This is a genomic window from Streptomyces sp. CB01249, assembly GCF_001905735.1.
Classification (GTDB): Bacteria; Actinomycetota; Actinomycetes; order Streptomycetales; family Streptomycetaceae; genus Streptomyces.
In genome coordinates this window covers 274,709-295,329 of the sequence record NZ_LISW01000008.1, presented here as the reverse complement: position 1 = coordinate 295,329, position 20,621 = coordinate 274,709, and the positions used below count along the sequence as shown (strand labels likewise).

The following is a 20,621-nucleotide window of genomic DNA, read 5'->3' as shown; positions in this document are numbered from 1 at the left end:
CAATCCATGCACAAGCAAGAGACCGAAGAGGCCGGCCGGGGCGCGGGCGCGCGCCCGGAGACCTGGCTGCGCCGCTACCACCGCACGGACGCCCGCGCCGAGCTGGTGTGCTTCCCGCACGCGGGCGGCGCGGCAGGGTTCTGGCGCCCGCTGTCCGACGCCGTACGGCAGGCGCTGGACGTGCGCGCCGTGCAGTACCCGGGCCGGCAGGACCGCTATCGCGAGGAGCCCCTCGATGATCTGCACCGGCTCGCCGACCTGATCGCCGAGGCCCTGGCGGCCGGCCCGGCCCCGGCCGGGCCGCGCGTGTTCCTCGGGCACAGCATGGGCGCCTCGCTCGCCCACGAGGTGGCGCTGCGGCTGTCCGGCGTACCGGGCCAGGGGGCGGCGGCGCTGATCGTGTCCGGGCGGCGGGCGCCCTCGCGCCTGGGCTCCGGGGCGCCGGAGACGGACGAGGCGCTGCTCGCCCGGGTCCGCGAGCTCGGCGGCACGGACCCGGCCGTGCTGGCCAACCCGGAACTGCTCGACGTGATCCTGCCGGCGTTGCGCGCCGACTACGCGGCCGTCGCGGGGTACGTGCCGGGCGGCGGTCTCCTGTCGTGCCCGGTCGTCGCCCTCACCGGGGACGGGGACCCGGAGGTGGCGCCGGAGGACGTGGGGCCGTGGCGCGAGACGACCACGGGCGCGTTCGCGATGCGGATCCTGCCGGGCGGGCACTTCTTCCTGAACGACCATCTGCCGGCCGTCGCGGAACTGGCCGTATCCCTGTCCGCCGCTCCGGCCCAGGGGCCGCTCAGCCGCTGACCCCGCCCAAAGCCCCCGACGCCGCCCCCGGCGCGTCGGGGGCTTCCTTGTGGGTGCCGAAGGCGCGCAGGAAGGTGTCGACGCCCGCGGTGACGACCTCGGCGACCTCCGCCGGGTCCAGCGGGCGGGTGCCCAGCGCGCTCATCCCCGGCAGCTCGTCGTAGACCAGCGCGATGAACTGGTTGGCCGCCCTGACCGGGTCCCCGATCCGCAGGTGCCCGGCGTTGGCCAGCCGGGCGAGGCGGCCCGCGAGCGCCTCGGTGAACTGGTTGGGCCCGCTGGCCCGTACCGCGTCGAAGAGGTCCGGGAAGCGCACGGCCTCCGCGTACAGCAGCCTGCGTACGGCCTCGGACTGCTCGTCGCAGTAGCAGTCGACCAGCTTGGTGGCCAGGTCCTCCAGCGCGGGGCGCAGCCGGTCCGGGTCGGTGGGGAAGTCGGTGAGGACGTCCAGGGTCTTGGCGTTGGACCGGGCCGCCGTCTCCGTCAGGACGTACCGGAAGAGCTTCTCCTTCGAGCCCAGGTGGTTGTAGATCGTCGGCTTGGAGACCCCGGCCTCGGCGGCGATCACGTCCAGGCTCGCCTGGGCGTATCCGACCTGCGCGAAGACCCGCAGGGCCGCCTCCACGATCGCCCGGCGCTTGTCGAGGCGCCCGCGGTCCGCCGGGCGCCCGTCCTTCTCTTCCTTCTCGCCAACGCTCATGCGCCCATGCTACGGTGCCAGCCACCTGATTTAACTACCCAGTTAAATTTTCTGGCTGAGTCAGTTCAAAGGAGTTGCTGTGTCTGTAACGAAGCCGGTGGGGAGCGGGCCCGCCCGGCTCGATGGAGCGCTGCTGACGCTGGTCGGCGTCATGGTGCTCGGCGGGATGATGTCGTATCTGGACGCGACGATCGTCAATGTCGGGATCAGCACCCTGGGCGGCGAGTTCCACGCGACGCTGGCCACCATCGAGTGGGTCACCACCGGCTATCTGCTCGCGGTGGCGCTGGCGATCCCGCTGGCCGGCTGGGCGGTGACGCGGTTCGGCGCCAAGCGGATGTGGCTGCTCGGCCTCTCGGTGTTCCTGATCGGCTCGACGCTCTGCGCCTTCGCCCGGAACGCGGAGAGCCTGATCGCCTTCCGCGTCGTGCAGGGGTTCGGCGGCGGCATGGTCGATCCGATCATGATGACCGTGGTGGCGGGCGCCGCGGGACCGGCGAGGATCGGCCGGGTCATGGGCCTGGTCTCCGTGCCGATCACGCTGGGCCCGGTGATCGGCCCCGTGGTCGGCGGGCTGCTGCTGGACAACTTCTCCTGGCAGTGGATGTTCCTGGTCAACATCCCCTTCGCGCTGGCCGCGATCGTGCTGGCCGTCCGGGTGCTCCCGGCCGACCCGCCGCCGAGCGGCGACCCCGTGCCGTTCGACGCGCTGGGCGTGGCCCTGCTCTCCCCCGGTTTCGCCGCGATCGTGTTCGCGCTGTCCCGGGCGGGCGGCGACGGCTTCGACGGTACGCAGGTGATCGTCGGACTCGCGGTGGGCGTCGCCCTGTTCGCCGGGTACGCCGTGCACGCGCTGCGCACCTCGGTGACGCCGCTGCTGGACCTCCGGCTGTTCGGCAGCAGGGGGTTCAGCGCGAGTGTGACCACGATGTTCCTGCTCGGCGGCGGTCTGTTCTCGCTGCTGTTCCTGCTGCCGCTGTACTACCAGCAGGTGCGCGGCCACACCGTCCTGGAGTCCGGGCTGCTGCTCGCCCCGCTGGGCCTCGGCACCCTGATCGGCATGCCGGTCGCGGGCAACCTCGCGGACAAGGTGGGCGCCCGGCGGCTGGTCCCGGCCGGTGCGCTGCTGATCGGCGTCGGCGCCCTGGTCTTCACCGGTTCGGGCTCCGGTACGTCCCAGGCCGCCCTGACCGCCGCGCAGTTCGCCGCCGGTTTCGGCATGGGCCTGGTCGGCGCGCCGACCATGGGCTCGGTCTACAAGACGGTGCCGGGCGAGTCGGTCGCCGGTGCCACGGGCGCGGTCTTCATCCTCAACCAGATCGGCGCCTCGCTCGGCATCGCCGTCGTCGCGCTGATCCTCCAGGGCGGCGGCTCCCACGCCGCCCCCACCGCCGACTCCTTCTCCGACGCCTTCTGGTGGCCGGTCGCCGCGGCCGTCGTGGTCTTCGCCGCGGGTCTGCTGCTGCCCGGGAAGCCCGGGGCCGGACCGGCCGCCGCCGGGGCGCCGAAGAAGACGTCCGCGGGCCCGGAGCCGGTCACCGGCCGCACCTGAGCCGTACGCACCGCCCCTCACCCGCTCGTCCGCCCCCTCCCGGAGGTCTCCATGAGCCGTCCCCGCGGCTTCCCCCTGTCCGTGCTCGACGTGGTGCCCGTCTTCGAGGGCGGCTCCGCGACCCGGGCGCTCCGCGACACCGTCGCCCTGGCCCCGCGCATCGAGGAACTCGGCTACCTGCGCTACTGGGTGGCCGAACACCACAGCACCCCCGGCCTCGCCACCTCCGCGCCCGGCATACTCGCCGGACGCCTGGCCGCCGCCACGACCACGCTGCGCGTCGGCTCCGGCGGCGTCCTGCTGCCCAACCACGCGCCGCTCGTCGTCGCCGAGCAGTTCGGCACCCTGGAGGCGCTGCACCCGGGCCGCGTCGACCTGGGCCTCGGCCGGGCGCCCGGCACCGACCCGCACACCGCCCGCGCCCTGCGCCGCGCACCGGAGGACGGGGACGGCTTCGCCCGTCAGGTCGCCGAGCTGAACGGCTACTTCGCGCCCGGCGACCCGGCGTCGCCCATCACCGCCGTGCCCGCCGCCGACGGCAGGCCGGAGCTCTGGCTGCTCGGGTCCAGCACGCGCGGCGCCGGACTCGCCGGGTCGCTGGGCCTGCCGTACGCCTTCGCGCACCAGATCAACCCGCACGCGACCGCGGACGCCCTGGACCACTACCGGCGGTCCTTCCGGCCCTCGCCGTACCTGGACCGGCCGCGCACCCTGATCTCCGCGCTGGTCACCGTCGCCGGGACGGACCGGGCCGCGCGCGAGGTCGCGGCGCCCTATCTGCTCGGCAAGACACGGATGCGTACGGTGCGCCGCTTCGACGCGTTCCCCTCGGCCCGGACCGCCGCCGGGCACGCGTACACCGAGGCGGAGGCACAGTTCCTGGACGAGCTGGCGGGGCATCAGCTGATCGGGGCGCCGGACACCGTGCGCGCCGGGCTGGCGGACCTGGTGGCGCGCACGGGGGCCGATGAGCTGATGGCCCTGACCGTTGTGCCGGACCAGACGGACCGGCTGCGCTCGTTCGAACTGCTGGCGGAGGCGGCGCGGGACGTCCGGCCCGAACCGGCCCGGTTCCGGACCGCTCCGTGACCCACGCCCGGCCCCCTCTCCCCTCGTACCCCGGAGCCCTCATGCACCAGCCGCGCCATCGCCGATCCGCTCTGCTGCCCGTCCTGCTCCTCGCCGCCGTCACCGCGTGCAGCACGGACGGCGGTGCCTCGTCCGCCGGTCCCGCGCAACCCCGCAGCGGCGGCAGCCTCACCTACGCGGCGCAGCAGGAACCGGACTGCTGGGACCCGCACACCAGCGCGCAGGACGTGACCGCCTTCGTCCAGCGCCCGGTCTTCGACTCGCTCGTCCACCAGACCCCGGACGGGAAGCTGGAGCCGTGGCTGGCGAAGTCCTGGAAGACCTCCGAGGGGGGCCGGACGTACACCTTCGAACTGCGCGACGACGTCACCTTCCACGACGGGAAGCATCTCGACGCGGCGGCGGTGAAGGCCAACTTCGACCACATCACCGCCAAGGCGACCCAGTCGCAGTACGCGGCCGGGCTGCTCGGCCCGTACGAGGGCACCGCCGTGAAGGGGAAGTACGAGGTCGAGGTCCGCTTCAGCCGTCCGTACGCGCCCTTCCTCCAGGCGGCGAGCACCACCTATCTGGGCATCGCCTCGCCCGCCTCGCTGAAGGCGGGCGCCGACAAGCTCTGCGCGGGCACCGGCTCGGTCGGCTCCGGGCCCTTCGAGGCCGGTGCCTACACCCGGGGCCAGCAGCGCGGCTACACCAGGAACGCCGCCTACGCGTGGGCCCCGAAGGACGCCGGTCACAGCGGGCCCGCCCGGCTGGACGCGTTCACCATCCGCTTCCTCACCGAGGACGCCACCCGGGTGGGCGCCCTGACGTCCGGTCAGGTCGACGCGGCGGCCGCGCTGCCCGCGAACCGCATAGCGGCCGTACGCCGCGACGCCCGGCTGGACGTCGTGACGAAGGACGTCCCGGGCGCGGTCGACACCTTCTACCTGAACACGAAGAGCCCGCTCTTCTCGGACGAGCGGATACGCAAGGCGTTCCAGCGGTCCATCGATCTGGACGCCCTGGTGGAGTCGGTGTTCCAGGGCACCGGCACCCGCGCCTGGAGCACCCTCTCCCCCGCGACTCCGCACAGCTACGACCCCGCGCTGGTGAACAGCTGGCCCTACGACCGGGCGCTCGCCGGCCGGCTCCTGGACCGGGCGGGCTGGACGGGGCGCGACGCGGAGGGCTACCGGACGAAGAACGGCGAGCGGCTGACCGTGACCGCCCCGGTCTACGGCCAGGCGTCGGTGTTCTCGCAGGCCGTGCAGGGCGACCTGAAGAAGGCGGGCATCGACCTGAGGCTCGCCGCCTCCACCGACGCGACGGCGGTCTCCGCGCAGCTGGACGAGGGGCGTTACGACGTGGTCGAGACGTCCTGGGCGCGCGGGGACGGCGACATCCTGAGCAGCTTCTTCCTCTCCACCGAGTCGTCCGAGGGCGGCGGGCACAACTTCGCCAGGGTCACCGACCCTCAGGTCGACGCCTGGCTGAAGAAGGCACAGGCCGCGACCTCGCCGGACGAGCGCGCCGCGTACTACGCCAAGGTGCAGAAGTGGACGACCGACCACGCGGCGGTGGTCCCCGCGTATGTGCAGAAGGCGTCCGTCGGGGTGAGCAAGAAGGTGCACGGGCTGCGGCTGTCCCTGTCGGCGTGGCCGGAGTTCTACGCCGCCTGGGTCGAGGCCGGCCGATGAGACGCCCGCACGCGTCCGCCGTGGTCCGGGCCGTCACGGCCCGGGCCGGGGCGGCGGTCCTCGTCGTCTGGGGGGCCGCCACCTGCGCCTTCCTGGCGCTGCACCTCGTCCCCGGCGATCCGGTCGGCGCGATCGTCGGATCCCATGCCCTGGTCGGCGCGGAGCAGCGCGAGGAGATCCGCCACCACTACGGCCTCGACCGGTCCCCGCTCGTCCAGTACGGCGCGTATCTCCGACGGCTGGCCACCGGCGAGCTGGGCGACTCGTACCAGGTGCAGCAGCCGGTCTCCTCGCTGCTGGCCGGTCAGATCGGGCCGACCACCCAGCTCGCGCTGTGGTCCTCGCTGGTCGCGGTGGTGCTGGCGGCGTCGGTGACCGTGCTGACGTCGGGGCGTTCCCGCTGGCCCCGCCGGGTGTCGTCGGCGGTGGAGCTGCTGGTGGTGTCCACGCCGTCGTTCTGGCTCGGAATCATGCTGCTGACGGTGTTCTCGTTCCGGTTGGAGTGGCTGCCGGTCTCCGACAGCGGCGACGCCCGCTCGCTGGTCCTGCCGGTGCTCACGCTGGCGCTGCCGATCGCGGCGGTGCTCACGCAGGTGATGCGGGAGGGGTTGCTCGGGGCGCTGGAGCAGCCGTTCAGCCTGACCGCGCGCTCGCGGGGGCTCGCCGAGCACACCGTGCGCTCGCGCCACGCACTGCGCCACGCCGCGCTTCCTGCGCTGACCCTCGCGGGCTGGTTCACCGGGACGCTGCTGGGCGGCGCGGTGGTGGTGGAGAACGTGTTCGCGCGCCCGGGCCTCGGCCGGATCACCCTCCAGGCGGTGAGCGACCGCGACCTGCCGGTGGTGCAGGGCGTGGTCGCGCTGTCGGCCGTGGTGTTCGTGCTGGTCGGCGCGGTGGTGGAGCTGCTGTACGTGGTCGTGGACCCCCGGCTGCGCAGGCGTACGGGGGTGACTGCCGCATGAGCGTCGAACAGGCCGTACGGGCCGGGGCACCGGTCGCGGCGGTCCGCAGGGGCCGTGCTGGCGGGGTGCGGCCGGGGGTGCTCGCCGCCGCCGTGCTGCTGGGGCTGATCCTGCTTGCCGCGCTGGCTCCGGGGCTCCTGGCCCACGGCAGCCCGGCCGACACCGACCCGGTCCACGCGCTCCAGGCGCCGGGCGCGGCGCACTGGTTCGGTACGGATCAGCTGGGGCGGGACGTCTTCGCCCGGGTGGTGCACGGCACCCGCTACTCGCTGGCCATCGGGGCGGCGGCGACGGGTGCCGGGGTCGGGCTCGCCGTGATCTGGGGGCTGGCCGCCGCGCTGTCCGGCCGGTTCGGCGACGCGGTGCTGATGCGGGCCGCCGACGCGCTGCTGGCGCTGCCCGGACTGCTGCCGGCCCTGATGGTGGTGCTCATCGCGGGCAAGGGGGTGCTGGGCACCACGGTCGCCGTGGCGGTGGGGACGGCGCCCGGGTTCGCCCGGGTGGTGCGGGCGCAGGCACTGGTGGTGCGGCGGTCCGGGTATGTCGAGTCCGCCGTGGCGCTGGGGGTGCCGCGTCCGCTGATCGTGCTCCGCCATGTGCTGCCGAACACGCTGGGGCCGTTGCTGGTACTGGCGACGGTGACGCTCGGGGCGTCCATCTCGACGGGGGCGGCGCTGAGTTATCTGGGTTTGGGCGCGCAGCCGCCGACGCCCGAGTGGGGGGCGATGCTCACGGAGGGCCAGGGGTTCCTGGACCAGGCGTGGTGGATCGCGCTCTTCCCGGGCCTCCTGCTGGTCTCCACGGTCCTCGCGGTCACCGTCGTGGGCCGCCACGCGCAGGCACGAGCGGAAGGACGGGCCGCCTCATGACCACCACGATTCCCTTGTTCGATGTCGCCGGGCTGAACGTGCGCTTCGGCACCGGACCCGGCGAGGTGCACGCGGTGCGCGACGCCGCCTTCTCGCTGGCCGCCGGGCGGTGCCTGGCGGTCGTCGGCGAGTCGGGCTCCGGGAAGAGCACGCTCGCCCGCGCCCTGCTCGGCCTCGCGGGCCCGACCGCCCGGGTCACGGCGGACCGGCTGCGCGTCGCGGGCCGCGAGGCGCGGGATTTCGGGCCGCGCGAGTGGCGTGCGGTACGGGGCCGGCGCGTCGGCCTCGTCGCGCAGGACGCGCTGGTGGCGCTGGACCCGCTGCGGCCCGTCGGCAAGGAGATCGCGGAGCCGCTGCTCGCCCACCGCGTCGTCCCGCGCAAGGAGGCCGGGGCGCGAGTCCTCGCCCTGCTGGAGCGGGTCGGGGTGCCCGACCCAGCGGAACGGGCACGGGCCTACGTCCACCAGCTGTCCGGCGGGCTGCGGCAGCGGGCACTGATCGCCTCGGCCATCGCCGCCGAGCCCGGTGTGCTGATCGCGGACGAGCCGACGACCGCCCTGGACGCCTCGGTCCAGTCGCGCGTCCTGGGGCTCCTGGGCGAGCTGAAGGAGGACGGCACCGGGCTGCTCCTCATCAGCCACGACCTGGCGGTCGTCGAGGCGCTGGCGGACGAGGTGGCCGTGATGAAGGACGGCCGGATCGTGGAGTCCGGGCCCGCCGACAGGGTTCTGGAGGTGCCGGAACACCCTTACACCAAGGGTCTGTTGGCGGCGATCCCGGGAAGCGGAGCGCGCCGTGCGCCTTCGGTGGCGGTTCCGGACGACGGCGGCGGGCCGCTGCTCGCCGTCTCCGGGGTCCGCAAGGTGTTCAAGGGGGCACGGGGCAGCCGCAGGACGGCGGTGGACGGCGTGTCGTTCACCGTGCGGCCGGGCGAGGCGGTGGGCCTGGTCGGCGCGTCCGGTTCGGGCAAGTCGACGCTGGCCCGGATGGTGCTGGGGCTGGTCGCGCCCCACGGCGGGACGGTGGAGCTGGGCGGGGCGCCGTGGAGCACCCTGCGCGAGCGGGACCGGCGGGAACGGCGGCACACCGTGCAGCTCGTGCCGCAGGATCCGCTCAGCGCGTTCGACCCGCGGTGGAGCGTGGAGCGGATCGTGGGCGAGGCCCTGGCCGTGTCCGGGGTGGCGCGCGCGGAGCGCCGGGAGCACACCGTACGGCTCCTGGAACAAGTGGGCCTGTCCGCAGCGCACTTGGTTCGCGGGCCGCTCGCGTTGTCCGGCGGGCAGCGTCAGCGGGTGGCCATCGCGCGGGCCCTGGCGCCCGCGCCCCGGCTGCTGGTGTGCGACGAGCCGGTCTCGGCCCTCGATGTGTCCGTGCAGGCCCAAGTGCTCGGCCTGCTGCGGTCGTTGCAGGACGAGCTCGGGCTGGCGACGCTCTTCGTCTCGCACGATCTCGCGGTCGTACGGGAGGTGTGCGCGCGGGTGCTGGTGATGAGGGACGGCCGGATCGTGGAGTCCGGACCGGTGGAGCGGGTCTTCGCCGAGCCCGCGCACCCGTACACGCGGGCCCTGCTGGAAGCGGTGCCACGGCGTCGGGAGCGGGCATGCCGGTGACGGGGCGGCTGGCCCACGCGGTCGCGGCGCACCGGGCGGGCCCGCTGCCGCTGGACGAGCTTCCGGCCGTGCCGGGGGCCGAGGTCGCGGAGCGCTGGATTCCGGGCGTTGCGGGTGCGCCCCGGTTGCGGGTGCGGGTCTACCGGCCGGCCGGGGCGGGGGCCGCGCTGCCCGCGGTGCTGTGGATCCACGGCGGGGGCTTCGTCCTCGGCAGCGTGGACGCGGTCCACCACGCGGCCGCGCGGGCGGCGGTGTTCGCCTCCGCGGTGGTCGTGGCGGTGTCCTACCGGCTGGCCCCGGGGGACCCGTTCCCGGCGGGGCTGGACGACTGCTGGGCCGCGCTGGAGTGGACCGCCGGACACGCGGCGGAGATCGGGGCGGACCCGGCCCGGCTCGCCGTCGCGGGCGCCAGTTCCGGCGGCTGTCTCGCCGCCGGTCTCACCCTGCTGGCCCGGGACCGGGGCGGCCCGGCCCTCGTCCTCCAGCACCTGAGCACCCCGGTGCTGGACGACCGGCTGGACACGGACTCGATGGCCGCGTTCCCGGACACCCCCGTCTGGAACCGCCGCCTGGCCCGGGAGAGCTGGGAGCTGTACCTGGGGCCGGGCGGCGGCGGGCCCCACGTCCCGGCGTACGCGGCGCCGGCGCGCGCGGCGGACCTGGGCGGGCTGCCCCCGGCGTACCTCTCGACGGCGGGGCTCGATCCGCTGCGCGACGAGGGTCTGCTGTACGCGCTCCGCCTCGCCCGGGCCGGGGTGCCGGTGGAGGTGCGCCACTTCCCGAGGGCGTACCACGCGTTCGGCGCCTGGGCGGAGACCCCGGGCGCACCGGACACCGACGCGCCCCGCCGGGTGGCGGCGGAGCACCTGACCGCGTTGCGGCGGGGGCTCCACCCGGGCGGGCCCGGCGGCCCGGGGGCGGGCTGAGGCGGCCGGTCAGGCGTCGTCCCCGGTCCACCGGGCCGCGAGGAGCAGGGCGATGTCGTCGGGCCGGTCCGCGGCCTGGCGGGCCCGGCGGATGACGTGGTCGGCGGTGTCGGCGAGCGGGGCGGCGCCCAGGCCCTGGAGGGTGGAGCGCAGCCGCTCGACCCCGACGTCGATGTCGATGCCCGCCTGCTCGACCAGGCCGTCGGTGTACAGGGCGAGCGTGGCGCCCGGGTCGAGGTGCAGTTCGGTGACGGGGTAGCCGGCCTCGGCGTCGATGCCCAGGACGATGCCGCCCGGGAGGTCCATGACCTCGGCGGTGCCGTCGGGCCGGCGCAGGACGGGCTGGGGATGCCCGGCGCGCACGGCGTGCGTCCGGCCGGTGGCCGGGTCCGTCACGATGTAGCAGCAGCTCGCGAACTGGCCGGTGTCCAGGTCGATGAGCAGCCGGTTGGTGCCGCTCATGACCTCCTGGGGGTCGTGGCCGCTGAGCGCGAAGGCCCGTACGGCGCTGCGGACCTGGCCCATGGTCGCGGCGGCGGACACACCGTGCCCCTGCACGTCCCCGATGACGAGGGCGAGGCGGCCGTGGGTCTCGATCACGTCGTACCAGTCGCCGCCGACGTCCATGCCCTGGGTGCCGGCGAGGTAGCGGCCCTGGGTGTCGATGCCCCGGACGGCGGGCAGCCGGTGCGGCAGCAGGGCGTCCTGGAGGCCGCGGGCGAGGGCGGCCTCGGTGTCGTAGCGCTGGGCCCGCTGGAGGGCCTGGGCGATGAGGCCGGCCAGGGCGGTCAGGACCGTACGCTCCTCCGGGCTGAAGCCGCGCGGCTGGTCGAAGCCGAGGATGCAGGAGCCGACGAGCCGCCCGGAGGCGATGAGCGGGAGGAAGGCGCGAGCGCCGACGTCGGCGTCCATCGGGATGCCCGGATAGGCGGCGGCCAGGCGCTGCATCGACTCGAAGAAGATGGGGCGCCCGGTGGTGAGCGTTTCCACGCCGGGGATGCGGGCGTCCAGGCCGACCGCGTCGAACCGGTCGAGGAAGCCCTGCGGAAAGCCGGTCTCCCACTCCAGGTAGAGGTGGCCCTCCTTGAGCAGGTAGATCGCCAGTTGCCGGCCGCCGAAGGCGGGGAGCAGCTCCTCGGTGACCACGCGGGAGACCTGCCGGGCGGTGACGGCCTCGGTGAGCGCGATGGCGAGGGCGACCGGCCGGTAGAGGGCGGCGGACCGGTCGGCCGGTGAGCCGAGCCCCAGTCCGGGCGAGACGACGGAGTCCGGGGTGTAGGCGGGCGTGTCGGTGGGCGTGAGGACCGCGGTCAGGCCGTCGTGCCCGGGGTACAGGGAGACCGAGAGCCAGGGGGGCGGGTCGCGGCGGGCCAGGAAGTGGACCGGGGCGTCGGAGATCATCGCGGCCCGGTAGTGGTCCTCGTACGCCGGGTTCGCGAACCAGGGCAGCGCCTCCCAGAGCACCCGGCCGACCAGGGCGGCCCGGGGCCGGCCGAGCATGTCCTCGGCGAGCGGGTTGACGTAGGTGATCCGGCCGAAGCGGTCGAGCGAGAAGATGCCGCGCGGCAGCCGGTCCGCGGCCTCCGCGACGACCGGGCCGATGCCCAGGTCCACCAGGAAGCCGGTCAGGTGTCCGCCGGGCCCCGCGTCGTCCTGCCGGCGCCCGGACACCTCCAGCAGGTGGGAGCGCCCGTCCGGGCCGCGCAGCCGCATCCGGCGTACGACGGGGCCGCGGGAGCCCGCCGCCTGCCGGGCCAGCGCCCAGAGGCCGTAGACGTCCTCCGGGGCGAGCCGGGCGGCCAGGGCTTCGATGGTGCCGTGGAAGTGGTCGGATCCGTCGCTGCCGAGGATCGCGGCGAGCTCGTCGTCCGCGTCGACGGCGCCGGTGGCGAGGTTCCAGTCGAAGCGGCCGATGCGCACGGGCGGCGAGGTCCTGGCGGGCAGCTGTACGGGAAGCGGCTCGCCCTCCCACTCGGGGCGGACGCCGGCGTCCGCGAGGCCGGCCAGCTCGGCGCCCAGGCCGTCGGCGACGCGCTGGAGCCGGTCCCGGTCGGCGGCGGGCACCGGCTCGTCGCCCGTCGCGCCGCGCAGGACGGCGAGGACGCCGACCGGTTCACGGCGGCGCAGCACCGGCACGTACAGCGAGCCGAAGGGGAACGGCAGCCCGGCCATCAGCTGCGGGAAGCGCCGCATGGCGTCCTCGGCGTCGGAGAGGTAGACCGGGCTGCCGGTGCGGAACGCCTCGGCGATCGGGAACGGCCGGTTCACGTGCATCCGCCACCAGGGCAGGAACAGGGGGCCGGGGAGCCCGGCGAGGACGGCGAGCCGGAGCAGGCCGGGGGTGCGGGAGGGGAGGTAGATCCCGCCGGCCCGGCCGCCGACCGCCTCGATCGCGTTCACGACGGACTGGGCGAGCACCAGGGACAGATCGTCCGGCGCCCGGCTGTCCTCCGGTCCTCGGGGCGGGCCGTCGCTCGGACCGAACGGCAGCCGCCCGGCCGCGCCGTGCCAGGTCACACAGCCAGGATGCTCCCGGGCGGCCGGTGCGGCACGTCGGAGGCGCCCCGGATGCGCAGGAGCGGTGGACACCACGGCTGTGGTCGTCCACCGCTCCCTCGCGGTCCGTGCAAGCGCCTACCGGCCCTCGCCGGGCGGGCGGCGGTCACCGAGCTGGTCGTTCATCTTCTGCTGAGCCGAGTCGACCTGGCCCTCGTACTTGCCGCCGGTCTTCTTGTCGACGAAGTCGCCGCCCTTCTCGACTCCCTGGCGGGCCTGGTCCGGATGCCCCTTGATCATGTCCTTGATCTTGTCGAGCATGCCCATGACTGACCTCCTAGAGACGCTGACCGTTCCAGCATCCACGCCCCGCCGTGCCCTCGCATTCCGGGACGGCCGGGTCCGGGCGGCCTACTCGTCGATCGCCCCGCCGAAGTGGGCCTTCGTCCTGGGGGCGCCGAGCGATCCGCCGTCGAAGGTCCACGATCCGGTGGCCGTCACACCGCCCTGGCCGGCGGGCAGCACCCAGACGACCCCGTTGGACACATCCTCGCCGGGGGCGGCGGCCAGGAGGCCGTACCGTCCGTCGCCGTCGGGGTCGATCAGGCGCACCTGGCCGCCCCACTGGTCGTAGTCCTCGGTCACCCCGGGGACTCCCCCGGAGTCCTGGTCCCAGGAGCGGGCCGCAGCCGTCGTGAGACCGCCGGCCGCTCCGCGCAGCACCCACACGGCTCCCGCGTCCAGCCGGGACACGCCCGAGCCCTGCGCTGCGATGTTCTCCAACGGCGCGCCGATGGCCACGTCCGCGTAGCCGTCGCCGTCCGTGTCGCCCACGGACAGGTCGGTGCCCCAGCCGTCGCCCTCCTCGGAGACACCGGGGACACCCAGGGAGTCCTGCGTCCACCAGAGGGGCTCGGTGCCGGGCCCGGCGGCGCCGACGACGGGGCCGTCCCCGGCGCTGCCGTAGTAGACGCCGACCACGCCGCCGTCCGGCACGCCACCGCTGGTGTCGTCGTGGTTGTGCGGCGTGCCCGTGACGAGGTCGTCGTAGCCGTCGTTGTTGATGTCACCCGAGGCGACGGCGGGGCCGCCACGCAGGGAGCGCTCGAATCGGAGTCCCTGCACCTGTCCGGAGAAGTAGGCGGACCAGCCTCGGCCGGCGGCGGCGCCCGCACTCGTCCCGGAGACGACGAGGTCGGCGAGGCCGTTGCCGTCGTAGTCGCCCGTGGTCAGCGACTTCGGGGCGATCTCGTGTCCGGGTTCGGCCGGGATCACGTTCTCGCGCTGGGCGGGGGCGAGGGGCGCGGTGTCCTTCTTCAGCAGGGCGGGTTCGTAGCGGAAGAGCATGAGGTCGGACAGGTCGGTCACGGCCAGCTCGTCGCCGGGGACGTCGGGGCTGAAGTGGGCGGCCGCGAGGGCGTTGCCGAATCGCGCCCAGGCGGTGGGCTCGCCGGCCTGGAGCCAGTCGCTGTCCGTGCCGGTGAGGCCCTGCGGGGACCCCCAGAGCACGACGGCGCCGCCCGCGTCCGCCAAGGGCTCGATGTCCTCGCCCGGGACGCCGATGATCGCGTCGTCGTAGCCGTCGCCGTTCAGGTCGCCGGTGGCCACGGACTGGCCGAAGGCGTCGCCCGCCTCGGCGGCGCCGCGCACCCCGGCGGTGTTCTGGCTGAAGACGGCGGACGGGCTGGTGCCGAGGCCGCTGTGGGAGCCGTACTGGACGGTGACGAAGCCGGCGCCCAGCTTGCCGTCGATCGTGGCGCCCGGGGCGCCGATGAGCACGTCCTCGTAGCCGTCGCCGTTGAAGTCGGTGTTGCGGTCCTTCGCCTGGACGGCGCCGGGCGCGGACGGGCCGGCGTAGGCGGAGGGCGCGGCGATGGCCGCGCCCGTCAGCAGGAGGATCGAGGCCGCGAGAACGGCGGCCGAACGGTGCGTACGCACAAGTGGCTCCTTGGATCAAGGATGGCCGGGCGACTCCGGGGGGTGCCAGGAAGGGCCCGCTGCCTTCCTGGACGCCGTGTTCGACACCGCTTGTGCCACAAGGGTTGTACGGCTTTTCCGCGACAAGAGCGTCACGGCACGTGAAAGGGGCGGAAAGAAGCGCTTCCGCTTCTCTCCGCCCCTGCTCACGGCCCTGCCCCGAGCGCGGGGCCGGTTTCGGTCAGTACGCGCCGAAGACGTTGTCCATCGAGCCGTACGTGGCGGCGGCGTAGTTGCACGCGGCCGTGATGTTGGCGACCGGGTCGTAGATGTCCGTCGACGTACCGGGCACGTGGTAGGCGTCGAAGGTGGGCTGGATCACCTGGAGCAGGCCCTTGGAGGGGGTGCCGTTGACGGCGTTGATGTCCCAGTTGTTGATCGCCATCGGGTTGCCCGAGGACTCCCGCATGATGTTGCGGTAGATGCCGTCGTAGCTGCCGGGGATGCCCTGCTGGCCCATGATGGCGAGGGATTCCTTGATCCAGCCGTCGAGGTCGTCGGTGTAAGCGACGGCCGTCTGGGTCTCGGCGGGCTTCTCGGCGGTCTTCTCGGCGGCGACCGGGACGGCGGTGCGCTCGGAACGGTCGGCGCGGTCGGCGCTCTCGGTCCGGGGGGCCGTGTCGCCGTTCTTCTCGGCGCTCTCCGCCTTGAATGCGCTCTTCTCGGCGGCCTTCGGGGCGGCGGCCTCGGACTTGGCGCCGATGGTGAGCTTCAGGCCCGGGTGAATGAGGTCGGGGTTGCCGCCGACTGCACCGCGGTTGTCCTTGTAGAGCCGCTCCCAGCCACCGCTGAGGGAATGGCCCTGGGCGATCTTGTAAAGCGAATCGCCGGACACCACGGAATAGGTGGTGGGCGCGGCCTTGCGCGCGGCAATTTCCTTGCCGGCAACGGAAGTCGGGGCCGCGGCCTTTTCGGCGACGACGGTCTTGGCGGGGGCGGCGGAAGCCGATCCGGCCGAGATCAGGGGGAGCGCGAGAACGGCTCCGCCCGCGCTGACGGCGATGAAACCGCGGGTCAGGGACGCGGACTTGGCACGACGGTGCTTACCCGGCATGGGCATGGGGTATTTCCTCTCCGTCGCCTACGAGGTGAGCTGTCGGGTTCGGACTGGAGATGTCCGGTCGCACATGGCGACTTCACCCCTAGCCGCTCCGGATTCCGGACCGGCGGCAAACCTGGGTCCCCCGCTCCTGCCGTACGTGAGTGGTCGGGTTCCCGGACGGCGGCAGGATTCGGCGTTCCATCCGGATTGATGACGGGACCGTAAGCGAGAAACGACGGCCGGAACAAGCCCGGAATTGCTGATCACAATTGTTTTGCAAGATCAATCAAAGGAAATGCTCATGATCGCCCGCGCCGGGGGAAGTCAAATTTCTTGGCACGACTGGGAACCGGGAGATCGGATTGCGCGTCAGAAACGGCCGACGTGACGCTGCCCACTGAAACCGGAATGACATCATTCGTCCGTTTTGGCCGCATCTGACAGCATCAAACCCGCCCCGAACGCCCGCAATTGACCTTTTGCTCATATAGGAGCAAAAGGGGCATGAGATGGCATGCGGCCGGGCGGGATCGCCGGTTCCGACCCCCTCGTTCGCGTGATCACTCTATGGTTAGGCTTACCTAAGTGTTGCCGCCCCTGTTCACCGTCCTAGGGAGACCCCAGAACCATGGCGCCGCGTTCCGCCCCCTCGTCCTCTCGTCCCCTCGATCCCGCCGACGAGGAGCTCAGTGGCCGGCTGGCCCTCGTGACGGGAGCCGGACGCGGCATAGGCGAGGCGGTCGTGCGGGCCCTCGTCGCGCGCGGCTGCCGGGTCCTGGCGACCGACGCGGCCCCGGAGGGCGTGGACGCCCTCGCCCGGGAGTTCGGGGAAAGCAGCGTCGTGGCCCGGGCGCTGGACGTCACGGACGCGGCGGCCGTCGAGGCCCTGGTCGCCGAGGCGGAGGACACGATCGGCGCCCTCGACATCGCGGTCAACGTCGCCGGGATACTGCGCTGTTCACCCGTCACCGAGCTGACCGACGAGGACTGGCGGGCGACGTTCGCCGTCAACACCGACGGGGTGTTCCACGTCTCGCGGTCCGTGGCGGGCCGGATGGCGGACCGGGGCGCGGGCAGCATCGTCACCGTCGCGTCCAACGCCGCAGGCATCCCCCGTACGACCATGGCGGCGTACGCCGCGTCCAAGGCCGCCTCCGTCATGTTCACCAAGTGCCTCGGCCTGGAACTGGCCCCCCGGGGCGTCCGCTGCAACACCGTCTCGCCCGGCTCCACGCTCACCGACATGCAGCGCGGGATGTGGCCGGCCGGTGAGGCGCACGACGACGGGCCCGCCGCGCAGCGCGTCATCGCCGGGGACCTGGCGAGCTACCGCACGGGCATCCCGCTGGGCCGGATCGCCGAGCCGTCCGACATCGCCGAGGCGGTCGCCTTCCTCGTGTCCGACCGAGCCCGCCACATCACCCTGCACGACCTGTACGTCGACGGCGGCGCCACCCTGCGCGCCTGACCCGTCCGCCCGGCGCCCCCGCAACCGGCCCTCCCCCTGGAGACCTGAAACGATGACTGCCTCACCGTACGACGACGCCCCGTCCTGGCCCGCAGAGTTCGCCGCCCGCTACCGCGCGGCCGGCCACTGGCGCGGCGAGACCTTCACGAGCATGCTGCGCGAACGGGCCGAGGCCCACGGCGACCGCGTCGCGCTGATCGACCCCGCGCCCGAGCGCCGCGCCTGGACGTACCGGGAACTGGACGAGCGCGCGGCCCGGCTGGCGGCCGGCTTCCGGGCGCGCGGGATAGCCAAGGGCGACCGGGTCGTCGTCCAGCTGCCCAACATCGCCGAGTTCGCCGAGGTCGTCTTCGCCCTCTTCCGGATCGGCGCGCTGCCCGTCTACGCGCTGCCCGCCCACCGTGAGACGGAGATCGGCTACTTCTGCTCCTTCGCCGAGGCCGTCGCCTACGTCATCCCGGACACGCACGCCGGATTCGATTACCGCGCGCTGGCCACCGCCGTACGGGAGCAGGCGCCCACCCTGGAGCATGTGTTCGTCGTCGGCGACCCGGGCGGGCACACCGCCCTGTCCGACGTGCCGTGCGACGCGTCCGGGGAGCCCGAGGACGGGCCCGAGCCGCACGACCTGGCCTTCCTCCAGCTGTCCGGCGGCACCACGGGGGTGCCCAAGCTCATCCCCCGTACGCACGACGACTACATCTACTCGCTGCGCGGCTCCAACGAGATCTGCGGCGTCGACGCGGACACCCGCTTCCTCGTGATCCTGCCCGCCGCGCACAACTTCCCGATGAGCTCGCCCGGCTGGCTCGGCACGCTGTACGCGGGCGGCACCGTCGTCCTGTGCCCGCGCCCCGACCCGGCCACGGCGTTCCCGGTCATCGAGCGGGAGCGCGTCACCATGACCGGCATGGTGCCGCCGCTCGCCCTGGTGTGGACGGACGCGGCCGCTTCGGCGGAGCAGGACCTGTCGAGCCTCGAACTGGTACTCGTCGGCGGCGCCAAATACAGCGAGACGGCCGCCCGGCGCCTCGAACCGGCGCTCGGCTGCCGGCTGATGCAGGTCTTCGGCATGGCCGAGGGCCTCGTCAACTACACCCGGCTGGACGACGACCACGAGACCGTCGTCTCCACCCAGGGCCGGCCGATCTCCGAGGACGACGAGATCCGCATCGTGGACGACGCCGGACAGGACGTCCCCGACGGCGAGTTCGGGCATCTGCTGACCCGGGGGCCGTACACGATCCGGGGTTACTGGCGCGCGCCCGAGCACAACAGGACCGCGTTCACCGAGGACGGGTTCTACCGCACGGGCGACATCGTGCGCCGCACCCCGACCGGCCATCTCGTCGTGGAGGGGCGGGCGAAGGACCAGATCAACCGGGGCGGCGAGAAGGTCGCGCCGGAGGAGATCGAGAACATCATCCTCGCCCACCCCTCGGTGCACGACGTGTCGGTGGTCGGTGTGGCCGACCCGTATCTCGGTGAACGCACCCTGGCGTACGTGATCCTGCGCGAGGGCGCCGAACCGCCCGGGGCGCTCGCCGTCAAACGGCACGTACGCGAACGCGGAATCGCCGCGTACAAGGTGCCCGACCTCGTCGAATTCGTGGACGCCTTCCCGCAGACCGGGATCGGCAAGGTCAGCAAGAAGGGCCTGCGCACCGACACCGCCGCCGCCTCCGCGTCAACTCCCCCCGCACAGAACTGAGTCCGCCCCGCGCGGCACCGAAAGGCTCCCCTCATGGCACTTCCCGCCATCGCCCCCTATCCCCTGCCGAGCCCCGGCGAACTCCCGGCGAACCGGGTCGGCTGGACCGTCGACCCGGCGCGCGCCGTGCTGCTCGTCCATGACCTCCAGAACCACTTCCTGCGCGCGTACCGCCCCGGCGAGGAGCCGCTGACCGGCATGCTCGCGAACACCGCCCGCGTGATCGAGGCCGCCCGCCGCGCCGGAATCCCGGTGGTGCACTCGGCGCAGCGCGGCGGCCAGACCGCCGAGGAGCGCGGTCTCCAACTGGACTTCTGGGGGCCGGGGATGGCGGACGACCCGGAGGTGCTGGCCTCGCCGGACGAGGTGGCGCCCGCGCCGGGCGACACGGTGCTCACCAAGTGGAAGTACAGCGCGTTCGTCCGCACCGAGCTGGAATCGCTCATCCGCGACGACGGCCGCGACCAGCTGGTGATCACCGGGGTGTACGCGCACATCGGTGTGCTGATGAGCGCCGCCGACGCGTGGATGCGCGACATCCAGGCGTTCGTGGTGGCCGACGCGGTCGCGGACTTCTCCCGCGAGGAGCACGACATGGCGCTGCGCTGGGCGGCGGGCCGCTGCGCGGTCGTGACGACGACGGACGCGCTGCTGAAGGAGATATGAGCCCGCGCGCCACACTCCATCATTACCGATATATCTAAAAAGATGCAGTACGGTGGGGTCACCGCCGGCGCCCTCCCCGCCGGTGACCCCACCGGCCGGAAGACCCCCATGTTCCTCGACACCGACGGCGCCACCCTGTACTACGAGGTCCGGGGCACCGGCCCGCTGCTGCTCGTCTCGCAGAGCGGTGAGGGCGATGCCGGCCGGAGCGCCGACCTGGTCGACCGCCTCACCGACCGGTACACCGTGGTCACGTACGACCGCCGGGGCCTGTCCCGCAGCACCTGCGCCGCATCCGGGCGGAGCGTGACCATGGAGCAGCACGCCGACGACGCGTACCGACTGCTGACCGAACTCACCGACGAACCCGCCCTGATACTCGGATGCAGCATGGGCGCCGCGATCGGACTCCACCTCGCGGTGGCCCACCCGGGCCGGCTGCGCACCCTCGTGGCGCACGACCCGGTCAGCCCCTCCCTGCTGCCCGCAGGCCCGCGCGCCGGGCACGCGGCGGAACTCGCCCGCCTCCAGGAGGTGTACCGGCAGGGCGGGTTGCGGGCCGCCCTGCCGGAGATCGCCCGGGTGCTCGGCATCGACCCGGCCCGCCAGGAAACCGAGCCGGACCTGACGCCCATGCCGCTCACCCCGGAGCGGGCCGCCAACTTCGGCTTCTTCATCGCGCGCGACTTCACCGCGGTCATCGAGGCCGAACTCGACACGGAGGCGCTCCGGACGTCCCCGGTGCGCATCGTGGCGGCCGGCGGCGCCACCACGGCACCGCACGCCTTCGTCGGACAGTGCGCGCACCGGCTGGCCCGGCTGGCCGGGCGGAAGGTCGTCACCTTTCCCGGCGGACACAACGGCAACACCACCCACCCCCGCGCGTACGCCGCGCGGCTGCGCGAGGTCCTGGCGTAGACGCGGGCCCGGGGCTCCCGGTGCAAAGCGAAATCCCCGGTCCGCAATTGCGGACCGGGGATTTCCTCACGTATATTGAGTGGTTCTGTGCGCCCACAGAAAAAGGCCCCTCACCGGGGGCCAACAAGAATCACCATATCCGTCAGGGAGCT

Annotated in this window: 17 protein-coding genes and 1 riboswitch; of the genes, 12 read left to right on the top strand and 5 right to left on the bottom strand. The window is 73.6% G+C overall.

The window, feature by feature from the left end; all coding sequences use genetic code 11:
- Window positions 1-6 precede the first annotated feature (6 nt).
- Window positions 7-804, top strand: a complete 798-nt coding sequence (locus tag AMK18_RS29825; protein WP_073865217.1) for a thioesterase II family protein — start codon at window positions 7-9, stop codon at window positions 802-804.
- On the opposite strand, the gene AMK18_RS29820 is transcribed toward AMK18_RS29825, so the two are convergent.
- A complete protein-coding gene (locus AMK18_RS29820) occupies window positions 794-1,504 on the bottom strand; it encodes a TetR/AcrR family transcriptional regulator (protein ID WP_018106197.1) in 711 nt (236 codons plus the stop codon). The genes AMK18_RS29825 and AMK18_RS29820 overlap by 11 nt on opposite strands.
- A 79-nt stretch (window positions 1,505-1,583) precedes the next feature.
- Here AMK18_RS29820 and AMK18_RS29815 point away from each other — a divergent pair, with 79 nt between their 5' ends.
- Genes AMK18_RS29815 through AMK18_RS29785 form a run of 7 tightly spaced genes read left to right on the top strand, consistent with a single transcriptional unit; the run spans window position 1,584 to window position 10,191 of the window.
- Window positions 1,584-3,056: a DHA2 family efflux MFS transporter permease subunit gene (locus AMK18_RS29815; RefSeq protein WP_073865215.1), complete on the top strand. Its 1,473-nt coding sequence runs from the start codon at window positions 1,584-1,586 to the stop codon at window positions 3,054-3,056.
- A 51-nt stretch (window positions 3,057-3,107) separates the two neighbouring features.
- On the top strand, window positions 3,108-4,145 hold the full coding sequence (locus AMK18_RS29810; protein ID WP_073865213.1) for an LLM class flavin-dependent oxidoreductase: 1,038 nt from the start codon (window positions 3,108-3,110) through the stop codon (window positions 4,143-4,145).
- 41 nt (window positions 4,146-4,186) lie between these two features.
- On the top strand, window positions 4,187-5,824 hold the full coding sequence (locus AMK18_RS29805; protein WP_073865211.1) for an ABC transporter substrate-binding protein: 1,638 nt from the start codon (window positions 4,187-4,189) through the stop codon (window positions 5,822-5,824).
- Window positions 5,821-6,786: an ABC transporter permease gene (locus tag AMK18_RS29800; RefSeq protein ID WP_073865209.1), complete on the top strand. Its 966-nt coding sequence runs from the start codon at window positions 5,821-5,823 to the stop codon at window positions 6,784-6,786. Before AMK18_RS29805 ends, AMK18_RS29800 begins: the two co-directional genes overlap by 4 nt.
- Complete coding sequence (locus tag AMK18_RS29795) at window positions 6,783-7,655, top strand: ABC transporter permease (protein ID WP_073865208.1); 873 nt, start codon at window positions 6,783-6,785, stop codon at window positions 7,653-7,655. The genes AMK18_RS29800 and AMK18_RS29795 overlap by 4 nt, the downstream gene beginning before the upstream one ends.
- Window positions 7,652-9,265 (top strand): dipeptide ABC transporter ATP-binding protein, encoded by a 1,614-nt coding sequence (locus AMK18_RS29790; RefSeq protein ID WP_073865206.1) that lies wholly within the window; start codon window positions 7,652-7,654, stop codon window positions 9,263-9,265. Before AMK18_RS29795 ends, AMK18_RS29790 begins: the two co-directional genes overlap by 4 nt.
- Window positions 9,256-10,191 (top strand): alpha/beta hydrolase, encoded by a 936-nt coding sequence (locus tag AMK18_RS29785; RefSeq protein ID WP_073865205.1) that lies wholly within the window; start codon window positions 9,256-9,258, stop codon window positions 10,189-10,191. The genes AMK18_RS29790 and AMK18_RS29785 overlap by 10 nt, the downstream gene beginning before the upstream one ends.
- Before the next feature lie 9 nt (window positions 10,192-10,200).
- Here the strand turns inward: AMK18_RS29785 and AMK18_RS29780 are convergent, their stop codons facing one another.
- From AMK18_RS29780 to AMK18_RS29765, 4 genes are all read right to left on the bottom strand, one after another.
- Window positions 10,201-12,708 (bottom strand): SpoIIE family protein phosphatase, encoded by a 2,508-nt coding sequence (locus AMK18_RS29780; RefSeq protein ID WP_079199355.1) that lies wholly within the window; start codon window positions 12,706-12,708, stop codon window positions 10,201-10,203.
- 117 nt (window positions 12,709-12,825) lie between these two features.
- A complete protein-coding gene (locus AMK18_RS29775) occupies window positions 12,826-13,014 on the bottom strand; it encodes an antitoxin (protein WP_018106190.1) in 189 nt (62 codons plus the stop codon).
- 84 nt (window positions 13,015-13,098) lie between these two features.
- Window positions 13,099-14,625, bottom strand: a complete 1,527-nt coding sequence (locus AMK18_RS29770; protein WP_073865204.1) for an FG-GAP-like repeat-containing protein — start codon at window positions 14,623-14,625, stop codon at window positions 13,099-13,101.
- A 220-nt stretch (window positions 14,626-14,845) separates the two neighbouring features.
- A complete protein-coding gene (locus tag AMK18_RS29765; protein ID WP_018106188.1) occupies window positions 14,846-15,724 on the bottom strand; it encodes a transglycosylase SLT domain-containing protein in 879 nt (292 codons plus the stop codon).
- Between the two features lie 3 nt (window positions 15,725-15,727).
- Window positions 15,728-15,912: riboswitch (cyclic di-AMP (ydaO/yuaA leader) on the bottom strand.
- A gap of 422 nt (window positions 15,913-16,334) precedes the next feature.
- Between AMK18_RS29765 and AMK18_RS29760 the strand changes: the two genes are divergently transcribed.
- The 4 genes from AMK18_RS29760 to AMK18_RS29745 are packed head-to-tail and all read left to right on the top strand — an operon-like array spanning window position 16,335 to window position 20,469.
- Window positions 16,335-17,174 carry a 2,3-dihydro-2,3-dihydroxybenzoate dehydrogenase gene (locus tag AMK18_RS29760; protein WP_073865203.1) on the top strand — a complete coding sequence of 280 codons (840 nt, stop codon included), beginning with the start codon at window positions 16,335-16,337 and terminating at the stop codon, window positions 17,172-17,174.
- A gap of 52 nt (window positions 17,175-17,226) precedes the next feature.
- A complete protein-coding gene (locus AMK18_RS29755) occupies window positions 17,227-18,885 on the top strand; it encodes a (2,3-dihydroxybenzoyl)adenylate synthase (protein WP_073865202.1) in 1,659 nt (552 codons plus the stop codon).
- 33 nt (window positions 18,886-18,918) lie between these two features.
- The gene (locus AMK18_RS29750; protein ID WP_073865200.1) at window positions 18,919-19,551 is read left to right on the top strand and encodes an isochorismatase family protein; all 633 of its coding nucleotides are present in this window, start codon (window positions 18,919-18,921) and stop codon (window positions 19,549-19,551) included.
- A 42-nt stretch (window positions 19,552-19,593) separates the two neighbouring features.
- Window positions 19,594-20,469: an alpha/beta fold hydrolase gene (locus AMK18_RS29745; protein ID WP_073865199.1), complete on the top strand. Its 876-nt coding sequence runs from the start codon at window positions 19,594-19,596 to the stop codon at window positions 20,467-20,469.
- Window positions 20,470-20,621: the final 152 nt, after the last annotated feature.

Coding starts and splice junctions, on each gene's coding strand:
- AMK18_RS29825 (WP_073865217.1), top strand. CDS start 7: ATGCACAAGCAAGAGACCGAAGAGGCCGGCCGGGGCGCGGGCGCGCGC.
- AMK18_RS29820 (WP_018106197.1), bottom strand. CDS start 1,504: ATGAGCGTTGGCGAGAAGGAAGAGAAGGACGGGCGCCCGGCGGACCGC.
- AMK18_RS29810 (WP_073865213.1), top strand. CDS start 3,108: ATGAGCCGTCCCCGCGGCTTCCCCCTGTCCGTGCTCGACGTGGTGCCC.
- AMK18_RS29805 (WP_073865211.1), top strand. CDS start 4,187: ATGCACCAGCCGCGCCATCGCCGATCCGCTCTGCTGCCCGTCCTGCTC.
- AMK18_RS29800 (WP_073865209.1), top strand. CDS start 5,821: ATGAGACGCCCGCACGCGTCCGCCGTGGTCCGGGCCGTCACGGCCCGG.
- AMK18_RS29795 (WP_073865208.1), top strand. CDS start 6,783: ATGAGCGTCGAACAGGCCGTACGGGCCGGGGCACCGGTCGCGGCGGTC.
- AMK18_RS29790 (WP_073865206.1), top strand. CDS start 7,652: ATGACCACCACGATTCCCTTGTTCGATGTCGCCGGGCTGAACGTGCGC.
- AMK18_RS29785 (WP_073865205.1), top strand. CDS start 9,256: ATGCCGGTGACGGGGCGGCTGGCCCACGCGGTCGCGGCGCACCGGGCG.
- AMK18_RS29775 (WP_018106190.1), bottom strand. CDS start 13,014: ATGGGCATGCTCGACAAGATCAAGGACATGATCAAGGGGCATCCGGAC.
- AMK18_RS29765 (WP_018106188.1), bottom strand. CDS start 15,724: ATGCCCATGCCGGGTAAGCACCGTCGTGCCAAGTCCGCGTCCCTGACC.
- AMK18_RS29760 (WP_073865203.1), top strand. CDS start 16,335: ATGGCGCCGCGTTCCGCCCCCTCGTCCTCTCGTCCCCTCGATCCCGCC.
- AMK18_RS29755 (WP_073865202.1), top strand. CDS start 17,227: ATGACTGCCTCACCGTACGACGACGCCCCGTCCTGGCCCGCAGAGTTC.
- AMK18_RS29750 (WP_073865200.1), top strand. CDS start 18,919: ATGGCACTTCCCGCCATCGCCCCCTATCCCCTGCCGAGCCCCGGCGAA.
- AMK18_RS29745 (WP_073865199.1), top strand. CDS start 19,594: ATGCAGTACGGTGGGGTCACCGCCGGCGCCCTCCCCGCCGGTGACCCC.